Source organism: Mesorhizobium sp. C372A (assembly GCF_030323245.1).
In the GTDB taxonomy this organism is placed as follows: Bacteria; Pseudomonadota; Alphaproteobacteria; order Rhizobiales; family Rhizobiaceae; genus Mesorhizobium.
This window is the reverse complement of sequence record NZ_CP100475.1, coordinates 6,431,878-6,452,625: the sequence shown is the minus strand read 5'-3', so window position 1 is coordinate 6,452,625 and position 20,748 is coordinate 6,431,878. Positions and strand designations below refer to the sequence as shown.

The following is a 20,748-nucleotide window of genomic DNA, read 5'->3' as shown; positions in this document are numbered from 1 at the left end:
ATGTCCAACATCGCCATCACCGGCACCGGCCCATCGACAGCGGCCAAACCGTTTCTGACACGGCTCGGCGCCGGCTTCGTCAGCCGGCTCGTCATCATCGTGCCTTATCTCTGGCTGCTGTTCTTCTTCTTCATCCCGTTCATCATCGTCTTCAAGATTTCGCTGTCGCAGTCGGCGATCGCCATGCCGCCCTACACGCCGGCGCTCGATTTCAGGGACGGCATGTCCGGGTTCTTTGTCCGCTTCCGCGAACTCAGCTTCGACAATTATGTCTGGCTAACGCAGGACGCGCTCTACTTCAAAGCCTACGTGACCAGCGTTATCATCGCTGCAGTCTCGACGATCCTGACCTTGCTCGTCGGCTTCCCGATCGCCTACGGCATGGCCCGCGCGCCGGCGACGATCCGTCCGACCTTGCTGATGCTGGTGATCCTGCCGTTCTGGACGTCGTTCCTGATCCGCGTCTATGCCTGGATCGGCATCCTCAAGCCCGAGGGTCTGCTCAATCAGCTGCTGTTGTCGCTGCACATCATCAATCAGCCACTGATCATCCTCAACACTTACACGGCGATCTTCATCGGCATCGTCTATTCCTACCTGCCATTCATGGTGCTGCCGCTCTATTCCTCGCTGGAAAAGATGGATTATTCGCTGATCGAGGCGGCAAAGGATCTCGGCTGCCCGCCGACATCAGCCTTCTGGAAGATCACCTTCCCGCTGTCGCTGCCCGGGGTCATCGCCGGCTGCCTGCTGGTGTTCATTCCAGCGGTTGGCGAGTTCGTCATTCCCGATCTGCTCGGCGGCTCGCAGACGCTGATGATCGGCAAGACCTTGTGGAATGAATTCTTCGCCAACCGTGACTGGCCGGTGTCGTCGGCCGTCGCTGTCATCCTGCTGCTGCTCCTGATCGTGCCGATCATGCTCTTCCAGCAGGCCCAGGCACGCGCCCAGGAGCAGGACAAATGAACGCCACCTGGAGCCGCTTCAACGTCACCTCGGTCGTGCTGGGCTTTGCCTTTCTCTATCTGCCGATCGTGCTGCTCATCGTCTTCTCCTTCAACGAGTCGAAGCTGGTCACCGTCTGGGGCGGCTTCTCGACCAAATGGTATGCCTCGCTGTTCCACAATCAGGGGCTGATGGACGCCACCTGGGTGACCGCGCGTGTGGGTGTCATCTCCGCCACTGTGGCAACCGTGCTCGGCACGCTGGCGGCACTGACCTTGACCCGCTACACCCGCTTCCGCGGCCGCATCCTGTTTTCCGGCATGGTGTTTGCGCCGCTGGTCATGCCGGAAGTCATCACCGGCCTGTCGCTGCTGCTGCTGTTCGTTGCCGTCGGTCTCGACCGTGGCTTCCTGACCGTGACGCTTGCTCACATCACCTTGACCATGTGCTTCGTGGCCGTCGTCGTGCAGTCGCGCCTGGTGTCGTTCGATCGTTCGCTGGAAGAAGCTGCCTTGGACCTCGGCGCAACGCCGGTAAAGACCTTCTTTCAGATCACGCTGCCGGTCATCATGCCGGCCATCGTCTCCGGCTGGATGCTGGCCTTCACCCTGTCGCTTGACGATCTGGTCATCGCCTCCTTCACCTCCGGGCCTGGCGCCACCACGCTGCCGATGAAGATCTACAGCCAGGTGCGGCTCGGCGTGACGCCGGAAATCAACGCCGCCTGCACCATCCTGATCGCCGTCGTGGCGGTAGGCGTCATCATCGCTTCGGTCGCCAACAAGCGGCGTGAGGTGCAGCGCCAGCTCGACGAACAGGCCGCGCAGCGCGGTTGATTGCGTCAAACGAGGGATAGGGCGGTTCCGGTAAGGGACCGCCTATTCGCCTGAGACGCCGCGGCTGATCGGCGAGATGAACGGCGTGCTCCAGGTGCCGCCGACGAAGAATGACGACTGGTTGGATCCCTGCTGGCCATTGACCGGTGCCGCTGCCGGGTCGGCCTGGGTGACACCCCCCGAAAGCGCCAGCCCGCGTCCGCCGTAAGAGGCGATGCCGGACAGCCAGACCTTGTATTTCGCCGAATTGGCCTCGGCCTTGTCCAGCCTTGCCACACCCTTCGAGATGGTGGCCTTGAGCTCGGCGCCGTCCATCGGCAGTGTCCCGTCCGAGACGTCGTCGAGCGCGAAGAAGCCGCCCTGTTCCGTGTGCTTCAGAAATGCCGGCAAATTGAGCCCGCTCAGCGCGCCAGGCCCGAACGTCGCAGAGACCGAGCCGTCCGCGTTCTCGAAGATCGAGTCCCAGGATTTGCCCGGCCCTTTGAGAATGACCGAGACAGTGCCGGTGCTGGCCGGCACCAGCCGCGTCATTCCGGCCGCGGTGCCGAAAGCGGCGCCGTCAATGTCGGAGGCGAGCAGCCGGATCTCGACCTGCGAGCCCTCCGGTTTGCGGTCGAAACGCAGGCTACTTTGCACGTTGCCGCCAAAGGCCGACGCATCGGAGATATCGAAGACGGCAAGCCCGTTCTTCACCTGCGCCGTGGCGGCGACGTCGGCAAGCTGGATTGCGCCGGCCGAGGCATGCGCCGCTGACAGCCTCAGATCGAGATTGATCCGGTCGGCGAAGCTGGTGTCGATTTCGCCGGGACCGGTCTCGCCGGTCGGCGCCAGCGGCGTGAAGGCCGAAAACAGCGACCTGAGGTCGAGCGTATCGAAGGCGAGTGTGCCTGATATCACCGGCAAGGCGTCGCCGAACGAAAAATCCAGCGCCCCCATTCCCGGGTTGTTGTCGAGCGTCACCGCGGTGTTTTCGAATTTGACGCGGCCGGCGGTCGCCGTGATCTTGCTCGAAATCGAGACCGAACCGATCGCCGTACCAGGAGCAATGCCGGCCTGCGACCATTCCAGCACGCGCCGCAGCGAGGGCGCGGCGAATTTCGCCTGGCCATCGAAATAGGCGTTTTGCGACATGCTGGCCGTGCCGTCGAACGAGAAGCTGGCCGGCGCTGCCTTGAACGAAAACGTGACCGGTGCGGCGCCGCCGGCAAACAGCACCAGCGGCTTGGGCGAGGCGGCATCGACGGTGACGCTCTCGCCGCGCCAGATTCCGGTCGCCGACAAGGTCGCGTTGCTGTTCATCGCTGCCCAGCTCGCCTGGCCGGACAGGCTGGTCAGCAATTCGACGTCCTTGCCGCCGACGGAGGCGACCATGCGGCCGTCCCTGAATTCCACGGTGCCGAACGGATCGGCGGGCAGCTTGCTCAGATCCGGCTTCGTCGGATCGGCGTTGACCACGCCGCGCGCCGTGTCGATGGAGCGGGTGATGCGTCCGCCCGTTGGTATGGCGGGCAGGAATATGCCGTTTGCGGCGCGCTGGACCCGGATCGTCGGCCGCACCAGCCGCGCCGTCGAAAACACCACATCGCCCTGCAGCGCCGCCATGGCCGAAAGGTCGACCTCGACCCGTTCGGCCTCGATCACCGGCGGCGCGTCGGTCTCGGTCCACTGCGACAGCGTGACGTCGCTCAATATGGCGCGGAACTTCGGCCACACCTCGATGCGCGGCGAACCGGCGATGGTGACCCTGAAACCGCTCCACGCGCTCATTTCCCAGGCGATGCGATCGCGCACGATCCGGGTCGAGGCAAACAGCGGCAGAGCGGCGACGACCAGCGCGATGACGAGCACGGCAACGCCGATCGCCCATATTCCGCGCCGGATCAAAGGTGATGGCATATTGCCCCGGTTGCTTTCATTCCGATAAAAATCGCCTGACGGGTGTAACCGTCAGTTGTCACCACGCCTTCCAGTCGTCACTACGACTTAGGGCTGAGGCATTTCAAGTCTTTATGGCCCGGCGATGGCAATTGCGCACATATGGCCGAGTTTAGCGGAACAAAATCTTGCTCTGCCGCACGGTGGTAGGCATAAGCGATGCAGCTTCAGCCTGCTACGAGGCGCGGCGTTTTTGGGGCAGCGGCGCCTGTAAAGCTGAGGCTAGTGCATGTCGCCCGGAAGAGTGCAGCGGTTCCGGGACAACGACGTGCATCAAAACAAAAGCATATCTATCTTGCGACGCGACGGGCTTCAAGGAGGATCGATCATGGCTGCCGAAGCACCGCTCTGGACCCCGACGCAAGACCAGATCGACGCAGCACCACTGACCGCGTTCATGAAGGCAGCAGCGGCCAAAAGCGGCACATCCTTCGCTTCCTACGCCGAACTGCACCGCTGGTCGGTCGAGGATCGCGAAGGCTTCTGGAGCCTGCTGTGGGACTTTTGCGGCATTGTCGGCGACAAAGGGACCGATGGGACGGTGCTCGTCGATGGCGACAAGATGCCCGGCGCATCGTTCTTTCCCGATGCGACGCTGAACTTCGCCGAGAACCTGCTGAAGAAGACCGGTTCCGGTGACGCGATCGTCTTTCGCGGCGAGGACAAGATCGAGCGGCGGCTGTCGTGGAGCGAACTGCACCAGCTGACCTCGCGCTTTCAGCAGCTTTTCCTGTCGCTCAAGGTGAAAAAGGGCGACCGCATCGCGGCGATGATGCCCAACATGCCGGAAACCGTCGCCGCCATGCTGGCGGCCGCCTCCATCGGCGCGGTCTGGTCGTCCTGTTCCCCCGATTTCGGCGAGCAGGGCGTGCTCGACCGTTTCGGCCAGATCGAGCCGGTCATATTCATTGCGCCGGACGGCTATTGGTACAATGGCAAGGCAATCGAGGTAGCCGACAAGATCGCTGCCGTTGCGGCGAAGCTCGAAACCGTCCGCAAGGTCGTGATCGTCGACTATCTCGGTACCTCGCGCGATATCGCAGCGATCATCGACAAGGCCGTGGCGCTCGAAGAGGCGCTGTTACCCTTTACCGCCAAAGCGGTCACGTTCGAGCGGCTGCCGTTCGCGCATCCGCTCTACATCCTGTTTTCGTCAGGTACCACCGGCATTCCCAAATGCATCGTCCATTCGGCCGGCGGCACGCTGGTCCAGCACGTCAAGGAACACCGGCTGCATGCCGGGCTCGTCGAAGGCGACCGCTTCTTCTACTTCACCACCTGCGGCTGGATGATGTGGAACTGGCTGGTGTCGGGCCTGGCCTCGGGCGCCACGCTGCTGCTCTATGACGGCTCACCCTTCCACCCCGACGGCAATGTGCTGTTCAGCTTCGCCGATGCCGAGAAGATGACCTTTTTCGGCACCTCAGCCAAATTCATCGATTCCGTGCGCAAGGCCGGGCTCAAGCCTATCCGCAGCCATGATCTGTCGAGTGTGCGGGCGATTTCCTCGACCGGCTCACCGTTGTCGCCGGAGGATTTCCGCTTCGTCTTTGACGGCATCAAGAAGGACGTACATCTGGCCTCGGTTTCCGGCGGCACCGACATCGTCTCCTGTTTCGTGCTCGGCGTACCGACGCAACCGGTCTGGACCGGCGAGATCCAGGGTCCCGGCCTCGGCCTTGCTGTCGATGTATGGGACGATGACGGCAAGCCGATCCGCGAGCAAAAGGGTGAGCTGGTTTGCACCAAGGCGTTTCCGTCGATGCCGATCGGCTTCTGGAACGATCCTGAGGGCAAGAAATACCATGCGGCCTATTTCGAGCGCTTCGACAATGTCTGGTGCCACGGCGACTTCGCCGAATGGACCGCGCATGGCGGCATGATCATCCACGGCCGTTCCGACGCGACGCTCAATCCGGGCGGTGTGCGCATCGGCACGGCGGAGATCTACAATCAGGTCGAACAGATGCCGGAAATCCTTGAGGCGCTGTGCATCGGCCAGGATTTCGACAATGACGTGCGCGTCGTGCTGTTCGTGCGGCTGGCCGCCGGCGTGACGCTGGACGAGGATCTGGAAAAGCGCATTCGTTCCAAGATCCGCAGCGGCGCCAGCCCGCGCCACGTGCCGGCAAGGATCGTCGCCGTCAGCGACATTCCGCGCACCAAATCGGGCAAGATCACCGAGCTTGCAGTGCGCGACGTGGTGCATGGCCGCGCCATCAAGAACAAGGAAGCGTTGGCCAATCCAGAGGCGCTGGAGCTGTTCAGGAACCTGCCGCAGCTGGCTGAGTGACGCGGCCGGGATGGTTAACCAGATATGTCGGTCGAATTTACCTAGATTTCATGAGTGGTACACATTCGTAAATTTTTTGGACGGCCGGTAAGGAGTTGTTAAGGCCCGGCGTCGATAGTCGCACGTAACTTGAGGGAGAAATCCCGTTCCTCGTCCCCTGAGGATCAGATTCGCTCAAGCCCCCGTTGTGACAGCAAATCCCATTTAAGGCGTCCTGTTGGACGCCTTTTCTTTGTCCGGGATTCTCGCCCGGAAATCGCCGGCCTATTCGGCCAGCACCCGCGTCGACGGGAAGGCGACCTCGACCAGCGTCCCTTCGCCCGGCGTCGAGGTGATGGTGAAGCGGGCGCGGTTGGCTTCCACCATCGCCTTGGTCAGCGGCAGGCCGAGACCGGTGCCGTCGCCACGCCCGCGCTTCAGCGCATTGATCTGCTTGAACGGCTTCAGCGCCTGCTCGATCTCGGCATGGCTCATGCCAATGCCGGTATCGCGCACCCGCATGACAACGTCGCCGGAGGTTTCATAGGCGGTCGACACGATCACCTGTCCGCCGGCTTGCGTATAGCGAATGGCATTGGACAGGATGTTGAGCGCGATCTGGCGCACGCTTCTGAGGTCGGCGACGACTTCCGGCAGTCGCGAGGCGAAGCTGGAGCGAATGATGACACGCTCGCGGTTGGCCTGCGGCTGCATCATCGCCACCGTCTCGGCCAGCGTATCGTTGAGCGACACCGCCTCGTAGTCCATTTCCTGCTGGCCGGCCTCGATCTTCGAAATGTCGAGGAGGTCATTGACGAGATCGAGCACATGGTTGCCCGAGCGGTTGATGTCTCTGAGATAGTCGCGGTAGCGGTCATTGGCTACCGGGCCGAACTTCTCGTCCACCATCAGCTCGGAAAAGCCGATAATGGCGTTGAGCGGCGTGCGGATCTCGTGGCTGATGCGGGCGAGGAAATCGGTCTTCTGCGAGGAGGCGCGCTCGGCCACCGCGCGCGCCTGGGTCAGATCCTCTTCGGCCCGCTTCCACTGCGTGATGTCGCGCACCACGGCGCAGAAGCCGCTGTCATTGGGCAGCCTGCCGATGGTCATGAACAGCGGGATGAAGCGCCCTTGCGCCTCGCGCCCGATCACCTCGCGGCCATCGTTCATCACACTCGCCACGCCGGGCTCGGACAGGCCGTTCAGATAGTCGCGCGCCGCGCGCTGGCTTTCGATGGCAAACAGCGAGGCGAACGGTTTACCGGTGACGTCGTCGCTGTCGAAGCCGAACAGCGCCTCGGCCGGCCGGCTGATCGAGCGGATGTCGCCGTCGCGGCCGATCAACACCACACCATCGGTCGCGGTGTCGATGATGGTGCGCATCTCGGCAATGCGCGCTTTGAGTTCGGAGACATCGGGCTGCGTCTGCTCCTCGGCTGCGAGATGCGCAACCATCGGCGGCTCGTTATCGCCGGTACGTCGCACCACCAGCATCAGCGCCTTGCCGGCGCGCCACGGCACCGAACGCAAAATGGCTTCGATCGGAAATTCCTGGCCCTCGCGCGTCTTCAGTTTGAGTGTGTGGTCGCTTTCGCCGGCCATTTCTGAATAGGGATCGGCAAACAGCGCGTCGAGCCCGCCGGCGTCGCTCAGGTCCTCAAGCGTGTCATAGCCGGTCAGGCCGAGGAATTCCTCATTGGCGTAATGAAGCTCGTCGCCCGAATGGATGAGCAGCGGCACCGGCAGCTTGCCGAGGATCGACGTGTCAGGGGCCTTGTGTTCATCTCCGGCCGAGAATGCCGAAGGCATGAACCCCTCAAGCTTGAGCGGCGGCACTTTCAGGCGCTGTGGTTCTGCCGGCACTGTGTCCGCATCGCCGGCCTTGTCCCCGTCTTCCACGGCGGAATCGGTCGCCTCGTCGGACGGCGCCCAATCCTCATTGTCCTCGGCATCGCGGAAGTCGGCCGACGTCATGCTGTCGTCTTCACCGGCATTGGCCGGCGTCTCGGCAACAACCGGCTGTGGCTCTGCGGCCTCGACGATCTCTTGGGCTTGCGTATCATCCGGTTCGGAAGCCGGCGCAAGTTCGTCGTTGGACGACGTTGCTTCCGTACTGTCTTCGGTGACGGAGCCTGGTTCGGGATCGGCATAGTCGAGCAGGGAGCGCGACACTGTCGGCGCCTTCGCCTCGCCTGCTTCGCTGTCCGCAAGGCCGTCGTCCGGCTGCTCGCCGTCAAGCCGCGTCAGGTCCTTTTCGTCCTCGGCATCGCTTTCCGGCGGTTCGGCCTCAGCCGTTTCGCTTTCGGGTGCGGCTGCCGATGGTTCAGCCACGGCAGCCGGGCCGGCTTCGTCCGGACTCGAGACCTCGGCGGGTTGTCGGGCTGGCGCGGCTGTTTCAGGCTGGTCCGCCTCGACATGATCCGGCTTGGGCTCATCTGCCTTGGCCTGGTCTGGCGTTACCTGATCCGGATTGGCCGGTTCGGCCTGCTTGGCAGTCTCCGGCTGCTCCGGCGGGGGATTGTCCTTCTTCAGCCGCTCGCCGATTTCGCGGAAAGCGCTGCGCTCCAGCGTCGACAGGCCCCTCTCGCTTGTCGGCTGCTTGTCGTTGGCGGGCTGCCGATGCTCGGCCAGCCGGATGACCTTGTCGGCAAAACGACGTTCCTGCTTCGGCACGATGGTCAGTGCCGGCACTTCGCCCTCGAACGGATCGGCCGCCTTGGGAGCTTCCGCCACGGGCTGTTCCGGGGCCGGCTCGGCTGCTGCCGGTGGCGCGCCATTGGGGACCAGCGCCATGCCGATTGCTTCCGGATCGACCACCGCATCGCCGGCGCGGGCGACGCCGAAACCACGAAAACCTTCGAAGGCGCGGCTGCGGCCATAGACAGGCAGTGCTGCCAGATCGACCGGTATCTTCAGGTCGGAGCCGGCAACCGGCCACAGTACCGAGCGGCCCGACCAGGTGTCGCGCCGTTCAAGCAGGCCCGCGATCTCGCCCGAGGCGTCGAGGCCGAAAATTGTCGCGACGTCCTTGAAGCGGCGGCCGATCACGTCGGCGGCGGCTTTGCCGACAATGTCGCCGAATTCCGGCGACAGCGCGCTGAACTTGCCGTCGGCGTCGGTGCGCCAGACGAAGCGCAGCGGCGGCGCCGAGCGGTCGACCTCACGTTTGGCGGGAGGCGTAGCCGGTGGGGCTGCGTCAGACGGCAGGGCGGGCGCAGCGGCACTGCTGTCCAACTGCGCACTCTCGGCCGGGGAAACAGAGTCCGGCTCGGCCTGCGCCGGGCTGTCCGGCTCGCCCGCCTGCGGCTCTTCACCGGCATGGAAGTACCAATGATCATGTTGCGCCGGCGCGCTGTCATTCGCCGCCTGCTCGCGGCCGGTCGTCTGCTCGCGATGGTCCGCCTTTGTATCGGTTGACGCCGAAGCATCATGCTCGGTGGCAGCCGGACCTGTCTCCCCGACATCAGGCGCGGCCGCGAGTGGAGCGCCCTGATTCCCGCTTGCGGTGGGGTGGTCAGCCACCGCATCCACCGTTACCGCGTTCTCCGCGGCGGCTTGCGCCGGGCCATCGTCGACCTGCGCTGCAGCAGGTTCGGCATCCAGCTCGCCGACAGGATTTTCCTCGCCGAGCTGATCCTCGTCGATGACCACCAGCAGATGCCTGGACTCGGTCAGGCGCGCGAAGCCGGCCGGATAGGACGTGGCGCCGCCGGGGACCAGCCGCTTGACGATGCGGTCGTCCTGGCTCGCCACGTCGGCGACAAGCGCGGCCAGCGTCTCAGGCCGGATGGCGAGCGCGCCAAAGCCATCCGAAGCCGCCTCGACAGTGCCGGCGGCGTCGACAAAGGCGATGAAATGGCCGTCTTCGGTAAAGCCGCTGATGGCGCGGGCCGCAATGTCGGCAGCACTGCGCGAGCCGGCCTGCGCTGCCGGCACCACCAGCATAATGGCGCTTTCGCCGTCCGGCATAGTCACCGCACTGGCCAGGAAGCCGACGGCGCGGCTGGTGATGCCGGTCGCCAGCCGTACCGTAATGGCGCGGTCGCTGCCGATCTGCGGGAAGCCCGCGGTCGCCATGATCTGACGCCTGGCGATCAGCGGCAGCTGTGCCGAGGCGCCGATGATGGCCTCGATATCGGGATAGCCGAACACCGCAGCGCCCGGGCCGTTCGCCCAGATCACCTGTTCGAGGTCGGCCGACAGAATCGCGATCGCGTCGCCGGCGGCGAAGCGCTGGCGAACCGCATCGAGCACGGCGACATCGAGGAAAGAGTAGTTCTCGGAAGGCATGCGCTTGGCGGACCCTTTCGGTGAAACCTCTTGGCGAACCCCTCTTGGCGAACCTACAAGGCGGGCAATTTGCAGTTAACGCTTTGTTAATAAAAGCCCGCGCGGCGAAGGTCCACAAGCCATGGCGGGAAGCAGGTGGAATCTCTGGCCACTTGGTTAACAGCCCCTCGGAATGCCCTTGGGTAACCTCTTGGGGTAACGCATGGGAAGAAATTATGGTGCACTGCAACAAAGATATTGCATCGCACAAAAAAACCGCTATATTGCCATCATACATGAACGAGACGGCTTTTTGTCAAAGCCGCTACCCCGAAAGGATGGAAAATGACCAAGGCCAAGACCGCTGAGACCATCGAAAACGTCGAATTCCCGAGCTTCGACGCTTCCAAGGCAACCGACCAGATCCGCGCTTTCGCCGAAAAGGGCGTCGAGCAGTCGAAGGAAGCCTACTCCAAGCTGAAGACCGGCGCCGAAGAGACCCAGAAAGTCCTGGAATCGACCTTCGAGACTGCCAAGACCGTTTCCAGCGACCTGTCGCTCAAGACCATCGCCGCTCTGCGCGCCAATGCCGAAGCCGGCTTCTCGCATCTCGAGGCCCTCATCGGCGCCAAGTCGCTGTCGGAAGTGGTCGAACTGCAGACCGCCTTCCTGCGCAAGCGCGTCGAGACCACGGTCGAGCAGGCCAAGGACTTCCAGGCTGTTGCTTCGAAGGCTGCCGAAGACGTCTCCAAGCCGGTCAAGACCGCTTTCGAGAAGGCCCTGAAGGACATCAAGGCCGCCTAATAATTGCGCACAACTCTGCGATGCATCAAAACGTCGCATTTCGTCAGACAAATAGGTGTGCGATAGAGTTGTCCAAATGAATACCCGGCGAGTGGAACCTCCTCCCTCTGCTCTCCGGGGTGACCAGCCAGCACCTCCTCCCGCTGGCTCGTAACAGGAAAAGGCCGGCACCTCCTCCCGCCGGCCTTTTTCTTTTGCCGAAGAAACCGGCGCCTGTTGGCGGAACCGGCTTTGCCTTATCAAAGGCCTTGAATTAGTCTCTGATAGACCGTATTGGACGCATCGCCGAACGACAGAGCGGATCTCGGAGAATGAATTTTCACCACGATCTGGCTCAGGCGAACGTGCCGTTGTAGCTCAGATGGTTAGAGCGCCGGATTGTGGATCCGGAGGTCGCTGGTTCGATCCCAGCCAACGGTACCACCGAATTTCCCGCTAAAGTATTGATTGCCGATCCCGACGATCCACGAGAGATCAAGACCTGTATGGCCCTGTCGGCAGGGCAGGAAGACCCTGACTGCGCACACACACCGCGGTGCGGATACCCGCGCCGCAGCTTAGGTTTCATTTTACTCCAGCGGTTCGTCGGTCGGCCGAGGCGTCGTGCCTGCCTGACGAGGACGGCCGGCATTGCGATTTGCAATGCGGCTGTCGAGTGGCGATCTGGACGCTTGCTGGGCGCCAGCGGTCTTGGGTGCCGTCGGCTTGGCGCCGGAATCGCTGTCTTCAGCATCGCGACGGGGATGTGGCAAACCGGCGGCCTCAGGCGATCTGACCGGAGGTGTCGCGGCCGGGTTTGTCGATACGGGTTTGTCCTTGGCCATTTTCAACTCTCGCCTTTTCAGCATGCAGACGGCCGGACAACAAAGTCGGGCCATTGGACAGAACGGTCAGCCGTGCGGGCGCATCACGACTTTGATGCAGCCGTCCTCCTTGTCGCGGAAGGTTTTGTAAGTTCGGGCCCGGCCTTGAGGCCAGCGCGATGGAATGACGGGTCGATATCGCCGTTCTGAACTTTCTGCAGCGATGTCGCGTTCATCCTGGATCGTCGGATCGGCCACCTGTTCGCAACGTATGTCGCCTTTGCCGTGCCATGTGAGGGCCTTCATGTGCTGTTCCTTGACGACAAGCCCTGCGAGCCCGAACTTGGCTTGATGTGAAATGTTCCCGCTTCCAACGAGCATCCGGCCTCAACCCTTGGCGGCCGAGCCGGGTTCGGCCATGCCGCAATGCTGCTCGGCCAGGGTGCCGGCCGGCGTGCCATGCGCCGCTGCAACCTGCAGCTTGTTTTTCCAGCCGCTGATCGCCTGCTGCCACGACCGCATCCCTGATCGCTTCGCAGGGCAGAGGTTTGGCGCAAGCGCAGGATCTGCTATCGCGCCAGCATCGCGGCGACAACGAACACGACGGCGGCAACGACGACAAGCGCGACAATGGCCAGCACCGGGCCGTTTTTACTCGGGGCCGGGGCTCGCTCGTCGTCCGGCCGCCGCATCGCATTGGCGAAGCTTGCTTGATTAGCGAAAGCCGGCGTGCCCGTCGCTGCGGGAACCGGCACGGCGCAGGTGTCTGCTGCTTCGGCATCGGTTTCCATAGGCGCCGCCGCCGGGTCGAATCCCGGCGTCTTGTCCTCTGTCACCCCAGACTGGATATCGCCTCTGTCTTCGGCCGGGTTACGTTCGACGTTCATGATGATGCTCCTGCCGCTGGCCCGGGCTTCCCCAACCGCGAGCGGATCAGGATGTTCCATCGGGCGGAATCGCCGACAACGAGGAGCAAATTCAGATAGCCTTCAAACAGATGTCCCTGGTGGCAACGCGGGCCTTGCAACCGGTCAGCACCGGATTGGTGGTCTCGTTGTAGCCGGCCATGGTCGGCGACGCGGCAAATTCGGCAAAGTTCCAGTCTGGCTCGCAATGCTCGCTTACGCACACCGCCGCTGGTTGACCTTGAACTGGCTCGTTCCAGCCACTCCAAACCAAATTGCCCGTCCGGATCGCGGCGGCGCGCTGTTTGTATTCCGTGGGAACATCAACAGCGCCAGCGAGTTCGGTATGTGCAGCGAGTTCCCTGTTCGCCGCATGGCCAACATCCGGAGCTCTTGACTGCCCGCGTCTTCGCTCCTGGAGCGCGGGCCACTCCTCTTAGCCCAAGGTTGCGATCATGAGCAGAAACATTCCGGAAAAGCGGGCCAGGCAGGGTGGCTTGGGGCGACCGGTCCTTGGCGTGCTCTTGGCAGGCCTTGTCTTGGCGCTCGTTGCCTGGGGGATCGCTGAAATCTATGGCGAGCAGGCTAAGACACCGGCGACACAACAAAACAGCCGGGTTCCATCGCCAGATACTTACAGCCCAAATCCTGGCCAAACGGACCCTGCAAACTCCAAGGCCGATGATGTGAATGGCGAACCGGTGGACCGAAATCCCAAGCTCGACAAGGATCCCACGCCGCGATCAAGCACTGGCGGGGATCAGCCAGGAACGCCGCCAACTCAACCTGCTTCGCCATAGCGTTCGCACTAGTTGATAAACACAATTCAAACAGATGCGGAAATGTGGAGCGGCGATTTCAGCCAATTTCAAGAGCCGGGTCTGTCAATAATCGCCGGCGCTCTCTGATAGCTGGGGAGCCACAAAACCTCCGCTGATTCTTACCGCTTGCTGGATGGCACTGGCGGCTCCAGACCGACTGCGCGCTGTGTCACGCCGGCAGACCTTTGCACCTCTGGGCGCTTTTGAACTTGCAAGTCGATGGAATCAGGCAAGCTGGGTGTAGATGATGCAGTCGTCATCTTATCGAGGTCCGGCAGCAACACCATCTTTGCGTAGCGTGGAGGAACCAGATGGCCTCCGAAAACAGCGAATATCCCGCACACGAATAAAGCGAGAAGCAGGGCAGTAAGCACATCTGTGAAAATTTCGACAAATCTCATGTGCTCGCTCCGCGCGTAAGGATCCCGCCGCGCTCTCGACAGTAAGAGCGGCGGGATCCTCAACCGGCGATGAAGGGACTTTGATCGACGGTCTTCTCCTAATGTGGCTTCCGGTTGCGTGTTCCCTGGTTCGGACCTTATCCACCGACTGTGGGACTAAGGTCCGGAACCTAAATGGAACCCATGGGGAAGAGCGGAATCCATGTGCCTTTAAGAGGCTTCAACCTGAGGGCACGACGGCTGATCGTCAGCCTCCCGCCAGAGACAGTCCACGGGCGCGCTCGCGCAGCAACGCAAGCAGTTCGTCGCGCCGTGGCTCCGGCGTGTCGACGGGTAACACCAAACACAAGGTCCTTTTGATGGCGCCGTGGCCGTCACGGATGGGGGCCGCCATGCACCAGGTGAAACGGTCGGCCAAGGCTGTGGTCTCGCTGAAACCCTGCCGGTGGGCCAAGGCAACATCGGCAAAGAATTCGGCTGGTGCAATGATGCGGCCGTCGGGAAGCCTGTAGTCGCCAGATGGGATGAAATCCCTCAACTCTTGCTCGTTCATATGGCCGAGGAGCAGCCGTCCGGATGCCGTCCATGGGATCGGCACCTCAACCCCAACATCGCTTGAGATCCGGAACGGGCCTGGGGAATCTCGGCAGTCAAGAACGACGTATTTGTTGCCACGCAGGCCGCATAGCTGGACCGTCTCGCCTGTCTCGGCGGCCAACTTATCCAAGGTCTCGATGATGCGACGGTAATGGGCATTGTGATGTGAGTAGGCCCAGCCGAACAGATGCATGGCGCGTCCGAAATAGACGTAACCTTCACCGCCGACGTTTTCGAGCATTTCGGCGTCGAGCAGGCTGTTGACGATCTCGTAGGTGGTCGAACGCGGCGCGCCGATCATTTTGGCGATGTCGCCGACGCGCATTGGCGCGCGGTGCCGCAGCAACGCCTCGAGCAGCATGATGACGCGGTCAATGCCGCGTCGTCGTTCGCCGTTGCGCGGCTCCGCGCCGGCTTCCTTCCCGATCGCATCGTTAGTGCCCTCGCTCATGACCCTCCGCCAAAATCATTTCGGTTCTCGTCTCAGGGCGCTTGAAAGATGTCAAGGCTCGGACTAGCATCCAGTTTGTCCGATATACAGACACATTGTCTGAAATACCAGACAAACTAACGAGCCTGACGCAGACAAATCCCGAGGCGACACACGGTTTCCAAGATCCGGCGACCGACGGGTTTCCTCGCCCTTGTTCTGCACGTCGAGGCCACAACCTCTGAAGGGAACAGTCATGATGAAATCACCGTTTTTCGCATCCGCCAGCGCGCTTTGCCTCGGTCTCGTGCTGAGCTTTGGCGCCGGCTCGGCAGCCAATGCCGCCGCCAACTGCATCAAGGGCGACCGCAAGGCGCCGTACACGATCGGCTGGGCCAACATCTATTCCGTGCCGACCTGGATGAAGCAGACCCAAGGCACGATCGAAGCCGAAGTCGAGACCCTGAAGAAGCAGGGACTGGTCGACAAGCTCGTCGTCACCGACGCTCAGGGCGATGCCAACGTCCAGATCCAGCAGATCCAGTCGATGATCGATTCCGATGTCGACGCCATCATCCTGATCGCCGGTTCGTCGACCGCACCTGCACGCGTTCTGGCCGATGCCTGCGCCAAGGGCATCGCCATCATCAACTTCGACAGCCTCGTCGATACCGACAAGGTCACCGCCAAGGTCAATACCGATTCTTCGCAGTGGGGCGACCAGGCGGCCAAGTTCCTGATCGACGCTATCGGCGGCAAGGGCAAGATTCTCATCCTCAACGGCCCGGCCGGGGTTTCGGTCAGCGATGATAGGCGCAAAGGCGCCGACGCTGAGCTCAAGGCCCATCCCGACGTGACGGTGCTTGCCGAGACCAACACGCCCTACAACGTCGCGCCGGCACAGGAAGCCGTCACCAGCCTCCTCTTCGCCAACCCCGAGATCGACGGCATCCTGTCGCTCGGCGGCGCTCTGTCGGCAGGCGCCGTGCTGGCCCTCGACAAGCAGGGCCGTGAACAGGTGCCGATCACCGGTGAGAACGCCCGGCAGTTTTTGGAACTCTGGAAAGAAAAGGGCTTGAAGAGCTGGGCGACGATGCAGCCGAACTGGCTCGGCGCCTTCGCCACCTACACTGCCGTCCAGGCGCTGGAAGGCAAGGATGTGCCGGCTTTCGTCAAGATTCCGCTGCCGGTAATCGACAATTCCAACATCGACGAATACCTCGCCCGGGCCAAGGACTTCCCGGCTGACGGCTACATCTTTTCTCCTTACGATGAGGAGCTGTTCAAGAAGCTGCTGGCTCAGAAATAAGCCTGAAGGGTTGTAGCGTTGACAACCATGGCTCCGCTGCTCGCGGCGCGGGGTGTGTCGAAGTCCTTCTTCGGCAACCCCGTCCTGCGCGACGTTTCAATCGCTCTCCAGCCGGGCCGCGTGCATGCGCTGCTCGGCGAGAACGGCGCCGGAAAGTCGACCTTGATCAACCTTTTGTCCGGCGCCTTGAGACCGGATGGCGGGACGATCGAGGTCGATGGACGCGCGGTCTCACGCATGACGCCGGCTGTTGCGCGGCAGGCCGGCATCGCCGTCGTCCAGCAGGAACTCAGCCTGACGGCCAGTCTTTCCATCGCCGAAAATATTGGTCTCGGCGCCTATCCCAAACGGTTCGGCCTGATTGACTACCGCGAACTCGCTGCGCGGGCGAGGACCGCATGCGAACTTGTCGGGCTGCACGAGCCGCTGTCGACGCCGGTCGGGCATCTGTCGCTCGGCCGCCGCCAAATGGTGGAGATCGCCAAGGCGCTCTACCGCCGGCCGCGCGTGCTCATTCTCGACGAACCGACATCGTCGCTATCGGCAACCGAAACCAAAATCCTCACCGATCTGCTGCAGCGGTTGCGCGGCGAAGGCATCGCCATTCTCTACATCTCGCACCGACTGAACGAAGTCATGGCGCTGTGCCAGCACGTCACCGTTCTGAAGGACGGCACCTGCACGGCCGACCGCACCCTGGAAGGCACCGACGCCGCCGGGTTGGTTCGGCTGATGGTCGGCCGCGATCCCGGTGATCTTTTTCCGCAATGGCAGCCTTCCAGTTTGCCTGCCGACGCTATCTCTGTCCGAAATCTTTCGGCCGGCCTGATGCGCGACGTCGATCTGGATATCAAAACGGGCGAAGTGCTTGGCATTGGCGGCCTGGTCGGGCAAGGGCAGGAAGATCTGCTGCTCGGTCTCTACGGCGCCATTCCGGCACGGACGGCGTCGGCGACCGTCAACGGCGCCTCCGGCCTGCCCGGCGGCGTGCCGAAAGCCAACGCGCTGGGGCTGGCCTATGTGCCCGCGGATCGCAAGCGCGAGGGCCTGCACCTGATCCATCCCATCATCACCAACATGATGCTGCCCGCCTTTGCCAGGCTGCCGGCGCTGAAGCTGCGCAGCCGCCGCGCAGAGCGCGAGACGGCCAAAAGCCTTGCCGCCCAACTCGGCATCAAGGGTCACCTCGGGCGGGCGGCGCAGGCTCTATCGGGCGGCAACCAGCAGAAGGTGGCGCTGGCGAAATGGATGCCGCACGACCCGCTGGTGCTTCTGCTCAACGATCCGACGCGCGGCGTCGACGTCGAAACAAAACGTGAGATCTACATGATGCTTCGCAATTTCGCCGCCGCCGGCAAGGCGGTCGTGCTGCTCAGTTCCGACACGCCCGAACTCGTGCACCTTTGCGACCGTGTAGCCATCGTCCGCGAAGGCCGCATCGTCGCCATGCTGGCGCGTGGAGCGCTGAGCGAGGAAGCCATCGTCTCCGCGGCGATGGGCGCCGAACAGCGGAAGGTTGCGGCATGAAAGGATCTTCCTCCGCCCGGCAGACCGATGCGCTCTACTGGCCGGTGCAGATGCGTCGCAATGTCGGCGTGCGCAGCCTGTTTGCCGTCGTCCTGGTGTTTCTCATCGCCTATGGCGTCCTCTTTCCGGGCCTGTTCACGGCGTCCGGCTTCGCCAAATTCACGCAGAGCTGGTTTCCATTGGCGCTGGTCGCCATGGCGCAGGCGATCCTGATGCTCACCGGCGGCATCAGCCTAGCCATCGGCGCGACGGTCAGCTTGGGCGCGGTCATCGCCGCGACGACGATGGCCGGGCCGCTGGGCGTCGCCGGGGGCACTGCCGCAGTGGCGCTGACGGGCCTCGGCATCGGGGCGGCGACCGGCTTCATCGTGGTACGGCTTCGCCTGCCGGCGATCGTGGTGACGCTTGCCGGGTCGTTCATCATCGGCGGCGCCGCACTGCTGACCCTGCCGCGGCCCGGCGGCGCAATCCCGGCGTGGCTGTCCGACCTGCTTGCCGGCAACACACCGGCGGCATTCGTGCTGCTGGTGGTCATCATTCTCCTGTGGAAGCTCTATCTCGCCACGCCGCTTGGCTTGAGCCTCTATGCCGCCGGCGAGAATCCGGTCGGCGCCTATCGCTCCGGCGTGCCGGTCGACGGCGCGCGCATTGCGGCCTATGCGATCAGCGGTCTGCTCTCCACTGGCGGCGGCTTGTTCGTCGCCGCACAGACCGGTTCGGGCGACCCGGTCATCGGCGCCGCCTTTACCCTGAACTCGATTGCCGCTGCGGTGCTCGGCGGCATCGGCTTCCTCGGCGGCCAGGGCACGATGCGCGGCGCGCTTGCCGGCAGCCTGCTGCTCAGCCTGATGATCAGCGTCATGTTCTTCCTCGGCTTCACGCCGGTCGCACAATATGTGGCCCAGGGCCTGATCATCATCGGCGCGGTCGCCATCCCGCAATTCCGCAAGGCACAGCAATGACAGCATGGAATGACAGCGCGGGCGGCAAACGCGCCCTGACGGTCCTGCGCAGCCGGCCGTTTCTCACCGTTGCCATCGTTGCCGCGGTCTGGATCGTGGCGAGCTTCGTTTCGCGCGGCTTCGGCGCTTATGGCCATCTGCGCTATCTGGTGGAGCTCGGCGCCGTCATCGGCCTGGTTGCCGCGGGCCAGACTTTTGTGGTGATCGCCGGCGGCATCGACCTTTCCGTCGCGGCCATCGTCACGGTCAGCGCCGTCAGCCTGCCGCTGCTGTCGTGGCAGGTGGATCCGACCGGCATCACCGCCATTCTTGCCGTTCTGGTGCTGACCACGGCAATCGGCCTGGTCAACGGGCTCGGCGTCGCTTTGCTGCGCGTCCACCCGATGATCATGACATTGGCCATGGCGACATTCTTGCAGGGTCTGTTGATCATCATCGCCGGCGGCAGCGCCGTGACCGCCGAGAACCCGCTGGTCCACTGGCTCGGCAATGGCCGGCCGGCCGGCATTCCCGCTGGCGTATTGTTGTGGGTGGTCGTCTCGGTGATCGTGCTGACCACGATGCATGCGACATCGCTCGGCGCCCGGATTTTCGCCATGGGCGCCAACCCACTTGCCGCGGCATTGTCCGGTGTTCCGGTCACGTCCACGACGCTTGCGGTCTACGGCATCAGCGGCTTCTGCTCGGGACTTGCCGGCGTGCTCGTGTTGGGCATGAACGGACAGGGCTATGTCGGCATCGGCGATCCCTATCTGCTCGCCTCGATTGCCGCTGTGGTCCTCGGAGGCACCTCGATCCTCGGCGGGCTTGGCACCTATGCCGGCACCATCCCCGGCGCCATCCTGCTGGTCACCATCACCGCGCTGATCACCGTCGTCAACGCATCGCCCGGCTGGCGCAGCATCCTGTTCGGCTCGCTGATCCTCGGCCTGCTGCTGCTCTCAGGCCGGGAGCAGGCGCGCCGATGACACATCGTCGAGCCGATAGATGCGCCTTGCGTTGCCGAAGAACAGCGCCGTCTGCTCGTCGGCGGAAAAGTCCGCTGTGATGGTTTTGAAGCCGTCATATATGTCATCGAACGAGGCATGCAGGCCGGCGACCGGAAAGTCGCTGCCGAACATGGCGCGACCGGTGCCGAAACAATCGATGCAATGCAGGACGACGGGCTTCAGGCTGTCGAGCGTCCAGTCATGATCGTAGGCGACCAGATCCGATATTTTGATGGCGACGTTGTCGCATTGCGACAGAAGCCGCAGCCCGTCGCGCCATCTCTGCATGCCGTCGGCGTCGCGGTCGATCGGACTGCCGCAATGGTTGAGCACGAATTGCTGATCGGGGAAGGCAGCCGCAAGGCGAGCCGCGCCGGCGAGCTGGCGCGGAAACACCATCAGGTCGAAGGCCAGCCGATGCTGGCCAAGCAAGGCAAGCCCGGCACGCCAGGCCGGCTCCTCCATGATGCCGTCACGGGTCGCAAAACGGCGGGCAGGGTCGGGATCCCAGCTCAATATGTCGCGCACGCCGACGACACGCTCGAACGCGGCTTGCGCTTCGATCAGCGCCGGCGCCTGGCGATCGGCGAGCGGCACGTGAACGACATAGCGAGCGGCGACGCCGCGCGATTTGTCGAGTGTTTCAAGCCAGCGCGTTTCTCCGATGCAGTCGCCACTCGCCCAGCCGGCTTCGACATGGATGGTGGCGAGGACTTTATGCCCTATGGCATCGCGCGCATAATCCCCAGGCAGATAGTTCCGCCGCAAGGGGCCAAGCTCGCCCAGGCCGCCGCGCTCGCCGGCCGTGGCGGCGAGCCAGGGATGCCGTCCCAGGCTGAGATCCCAAAGATGATGATGGGCGTCGATGATCGGTCCGGCGTAAGGTTCTGGCACGTATCTCTCTCAGGCTGTGACCGGCGATCGATCTGGCTTCGTTGCGACG

At 63.2% G+C, this 20,748-nt stretch carries 14 protein-coding genes, 1 tRNA gene and 3 pseudogenes; 9 read left to right on the top strand and 9 right to left on the bottom strand.

Annotated features, from left to right (window positions below):
* Together NLY42_RS31105 and NLY42_RS31100 are read left to right on the top strand one after the other, a co-directional pair.
* The gene (locus NLY42_RS31105) at positions 1-966 is read left to right on the top strand and encodes an ABC transporter permease subunit (RefSeq protein ID WP_031196135.1); all 966 of its coding nucleotides are present in this window, start codon (positions 1-3) and stop codon (positions 964-966) included.
* Positions 963-1,781: an ABC transporter permease gene (locus NLY42_RS31100; RefSeq protein ID WP_023669326.1), complete on the top strand. Its 819-nt coding sequence runs from the start codon at positions 963-965 to the stop codon at positions 1,779-1,781. The genes NLY42_RS31105 and NLY42_RS31100 overlap by 4 nt, the downstream gene beginning before the upstream one ends.
* A gap of 42 nt (positions 1,782-1,823) precedes the next feature.
* Here NLY42_RS31100 and NLY42_RS31095 read toward each other — a convergent pair whose 3' ends face one another.
* A complete protein-coding gene (locus NLY42_RS31095; protein WP_023753890.1) occupies positions 1,824-3,677 on the bottom strand; it encodes an AsmA family protein in 1,854 nt (617 codons plus the stop codon).
* Between the two features lie 367 nt (positions 3,678-4,044).
* Here NLY42_RS31095 and NLY42_RS31090 point away from each other — a divergent pair, with 367 nt between their 5' ends.
* Positions 4,045-6,009, top strand: coding sequence for an acetoacetate--CoA ligase (locus tag NLY42_RS31090; protein WP_023753891.1), 1,965 nt, complete (start codon positions 4,045-4,047; stop codon positions 6,007-6,009).
* 264 nt (positions 6,010-6,273) lie between these two features.
* On the opposite strand, the gene NLY42_RS31085 is transcribed toward NLY42_RS31090, so the two are convergent.
* Positions 6,274-10,278, bottom strand: coding sequence for a PAS domain S-box protein (locus NLY42_RS31085; RefSeq protein WP_023753892.1), 4,005 nt, complete (start codon positions 10,276-10,278; stop codon positions 6,274-6,276).
* 324 nt (positions 10,279-10,602) lie between these two features.
* Here NLY42_RS31085 and NLY42_RS31080 point away from each other — a divergent pair, with 324 nt between their 5' ends.
* On the top strand, positions 10,603-11,061 hold the full coding sequence (locus NLY42_RS31080; protein WP_023669330.1) for a phasin: 459 nt from the start codon (positions 10,603-10,605) through the stop codon (positions 11,059-11,061).
* Positions 11,062-11,407: 346 nt separating this feature from the next.
* Positions 11,408-11,484 (top strand) — tRNA-His (locus tag NLY42_RS31075).
* Positions 11,485-11,951: 467 nt separating this feature from the next.
* On the opposite strand, the pseudogene NLY42_RS32055 reads toward NLY42_RS31075, so the two are convergent.
* The 6 genes and pseudogenes from NLY42_RS32055 to NLY42_RS31050 form a co-directional block, all read right to left on the bottom strand.
* Positions 11,952-12,085: pseudogene (locus NLY42_RS32055) on the bottom strand (glutathione-dependent formaldehyde dehydrogenase); the annotation flags it as partial.
* A gap of 4 nt (positions 12,086-12,089) precedes the next feature.
* A pseudogene (locus tag NLY42_RS31880) lies at positions 12,090-12,170 on the bottom strand (alcohol dehydrogenase catalytic domain-containing protein); the annotation flags it as partial.
* Positions 12,171-12,251: 81 nt separating this feature from the next.
* Positions 12,252-12,365: pseudogene (locus tag NLY42_RS31065) on the bottom strand (SDR family NAD(P)-dependent oxidoreductase); the annotation flags it as partial.
* 68 nt (positions 12,366-12,433) lie between these two features.
* Positions 12,434-12,811, bottom strand: a complete 378-nt coding sequence (locus tag NLY42_RS31060; RefSeq protein WP_502882127.1) for a hypothetical protein — start codon at positions 12,809-12,811, stop codon at positions 12,434-12,436.
* 898 nt (positions 12,812-13,709) lie between these two features.
* Positions 13,710-13,991: a hypothetical protein gene (locus NLY42_RS31055; RefSeq protein ID WP_023686798.1), complete on the bottom strand. Its 282-nt coding sequence runs from the start codon at positions 13,989-13,991 to the stop codon at positions 13,710-13,712.
* Positions 13,992-14,238: 247 nt separating this feature from the next.
* Entirely contained in the window at positions 14,239-14,949 is a 711-nt protein-coding gene (locus NLY42_RS31050; RefSeq protein WP_245261323.1) for an IclR family transcriptional regulator, read from the bottom strand.
* Positions 14,950-15,274: 325 nt separating this feature from the next.
* Between NLY42_RS31050 and NLY42_RS31045 the strand changes: the two genes are divergently transcribed.
* From NLY42_RS31045 to NLY42_RS31030, 4 genes are read left to right on the top strand one after another with little or no spacing between them, the layout of a single operon-like run.
* Positions 15,275-16,327, top strand: a complete 1,053-nt coding sequence (locus NLY42_RS31045) for an ABC transporter substrate-binding protein (RefSeq protein WP_023723360.1) — start codon at positions 15,275-15,277, stop codon at positions 16,325-16,327.
* 27 nt (positions 16,328-16,354) lie between these two features.
* A complete protein-coding gene (locus NLY42_RS31040) occupies positions 16,355-17,854 on the top strand; it encodes a sugar ABC transporter ATP-binding protein (RefSeq protein WP_196813807.1) in 1,500 nt (499 codons plus the stop codon).
* Entirely contained in the window at positions 17,851-18,816 is a 966-nt protein-coding gene (locus NLY42_RS31035; RefSeq protein ID WP_023753897.1) for an ABC transporter permease, read from the top strand. The genes NLY42_RS31040 and NLY42_RS31035 overlap by 4 nt, the downstream gene beginning before the upstream one ends.
* Entirely contained in the window at positions 18,813-19,784 is a 972-nt protein-coding gene (locus tag NLY42_RS31030) for an ABC transporter permease (protein WP_023748645.1), read from the top strand. The genes NLY42_RS31035 and NLY42_RS31030 overlap by 4 nt, the downstream gene beginning before the upstream one ends.
* Here NLY42_RS31030 and NLY42_RS31025 read toward each other — a convergent pair.
* Entirely contained in the window at positions 19,758-20,699 is a 942-nt protein-coding gene (locus NLY42_RS31025; RefSeq protein ID WP_023753898.1) for an amidohydrolase family protein, read from the bottom strand. The genes NLY42_RS31030 and NLY42_RS31025 overlap by 27 nt on opposite strands.
* Positions 20,700-20,748 lie beyond the last annotated feature (49 nt).

Excerpts from the sequence above, each read along its gene's own strand:
- NLY42_RS31060 (WP_502882127.1), bottom strand. The coding sequence starts at position 12,811 with ATGGAACATCCTGATCCGCTCGCGGTTGGGGAAGCCCGGGCCAGCGGC.
- NLY42_RS31055 (WP_023686798.1), bottom strand. The coding sequence starts at position 13,991 with ATGAGATTTGTCGAAATTTTCACAGATGTGCTTACTGCCCTGCTTCTC.
- NLY42_RS31105 (WP_031196135.1), top strand. The coding sequence starts at position 1 with ATGTCCAACATCGCCATCACCGGCACCGGCCCATCGACAGCGGCCAAA.
- NLY42_RS31095 (WP_023753890.1), bottom strand. The coding sequence starts at position 3,677 with ATGCCATCACCTTTGATCCGGCGCGGAATATGGGCGATCGGCGTTGCC.
- NLY42_RS31040 (WP_196813807.1), top strand. The coding sequence starts at position 16,355 with ATGGCTCCGCTGCTCGCGGCGCGGGGTGTGTCGAAGTCCTTCTTCGGC.
- NLY42_RS31035 (WP_023753897.1), top strand. The coding sequence starts at position 17,851 with ATGAAAGGATCTTCCTCCGCCCGGCAGACCGATGCGCTCTACTGGCCG.
- NLY42_RS31045 (WP_023723360.1), top strand. The coding sequence starts at position 15,275 with ATGATGAAATCACCGTTTTTCGCATCCGCCAGCGCGCTTTGCCTCGGT.
- NLY42_RS31050 (WP_245261323.1), bottom strand. The coding sequence starts at position 14,949 with ATGCTGCTCGAGGCGTTGCTGCGGCACCGCGCGCCAATGCGCGTCGGC.
- NLY42_RS31030 (WP_023748645.1), top strand. The coding sequence starts at position 18,813 with ATGACAGCATGGAATGACAGCGCGGGCGGCAAACGCGCCCTGACGGTC.
- NLY42_RS31080 (WP_023669330.1), top strand. The coding sequence starts at position 10,603 with ATGACCAAGGCCAAGACCGCTGAGACCATCGAAAACGTCGAATTCCCG.
- NLY42_RS31100 (WP_023669326.1), top strand. The coding sequence starts at position 963 with ATGAACGCCACCTGGAGCCGCTTCAACGTCACCTCGGTCGTGCTGGGC.
- NLY42_RS31085 (WP_023753892.1), bottom strand. The coding sequence starts at position 10,278 with ATGCCTTCCGAGAACTACTCTTTCCTCGATGTCGCCGTGCTCGATGCG.
- NLY42_RS31090 (WP_023753891.1), top strand. The coding sequence starts at position 4,045 with ATGGCTGCCGAAGCACCGCTCTGGACCCCGACGCAAGACCAGATCGAC.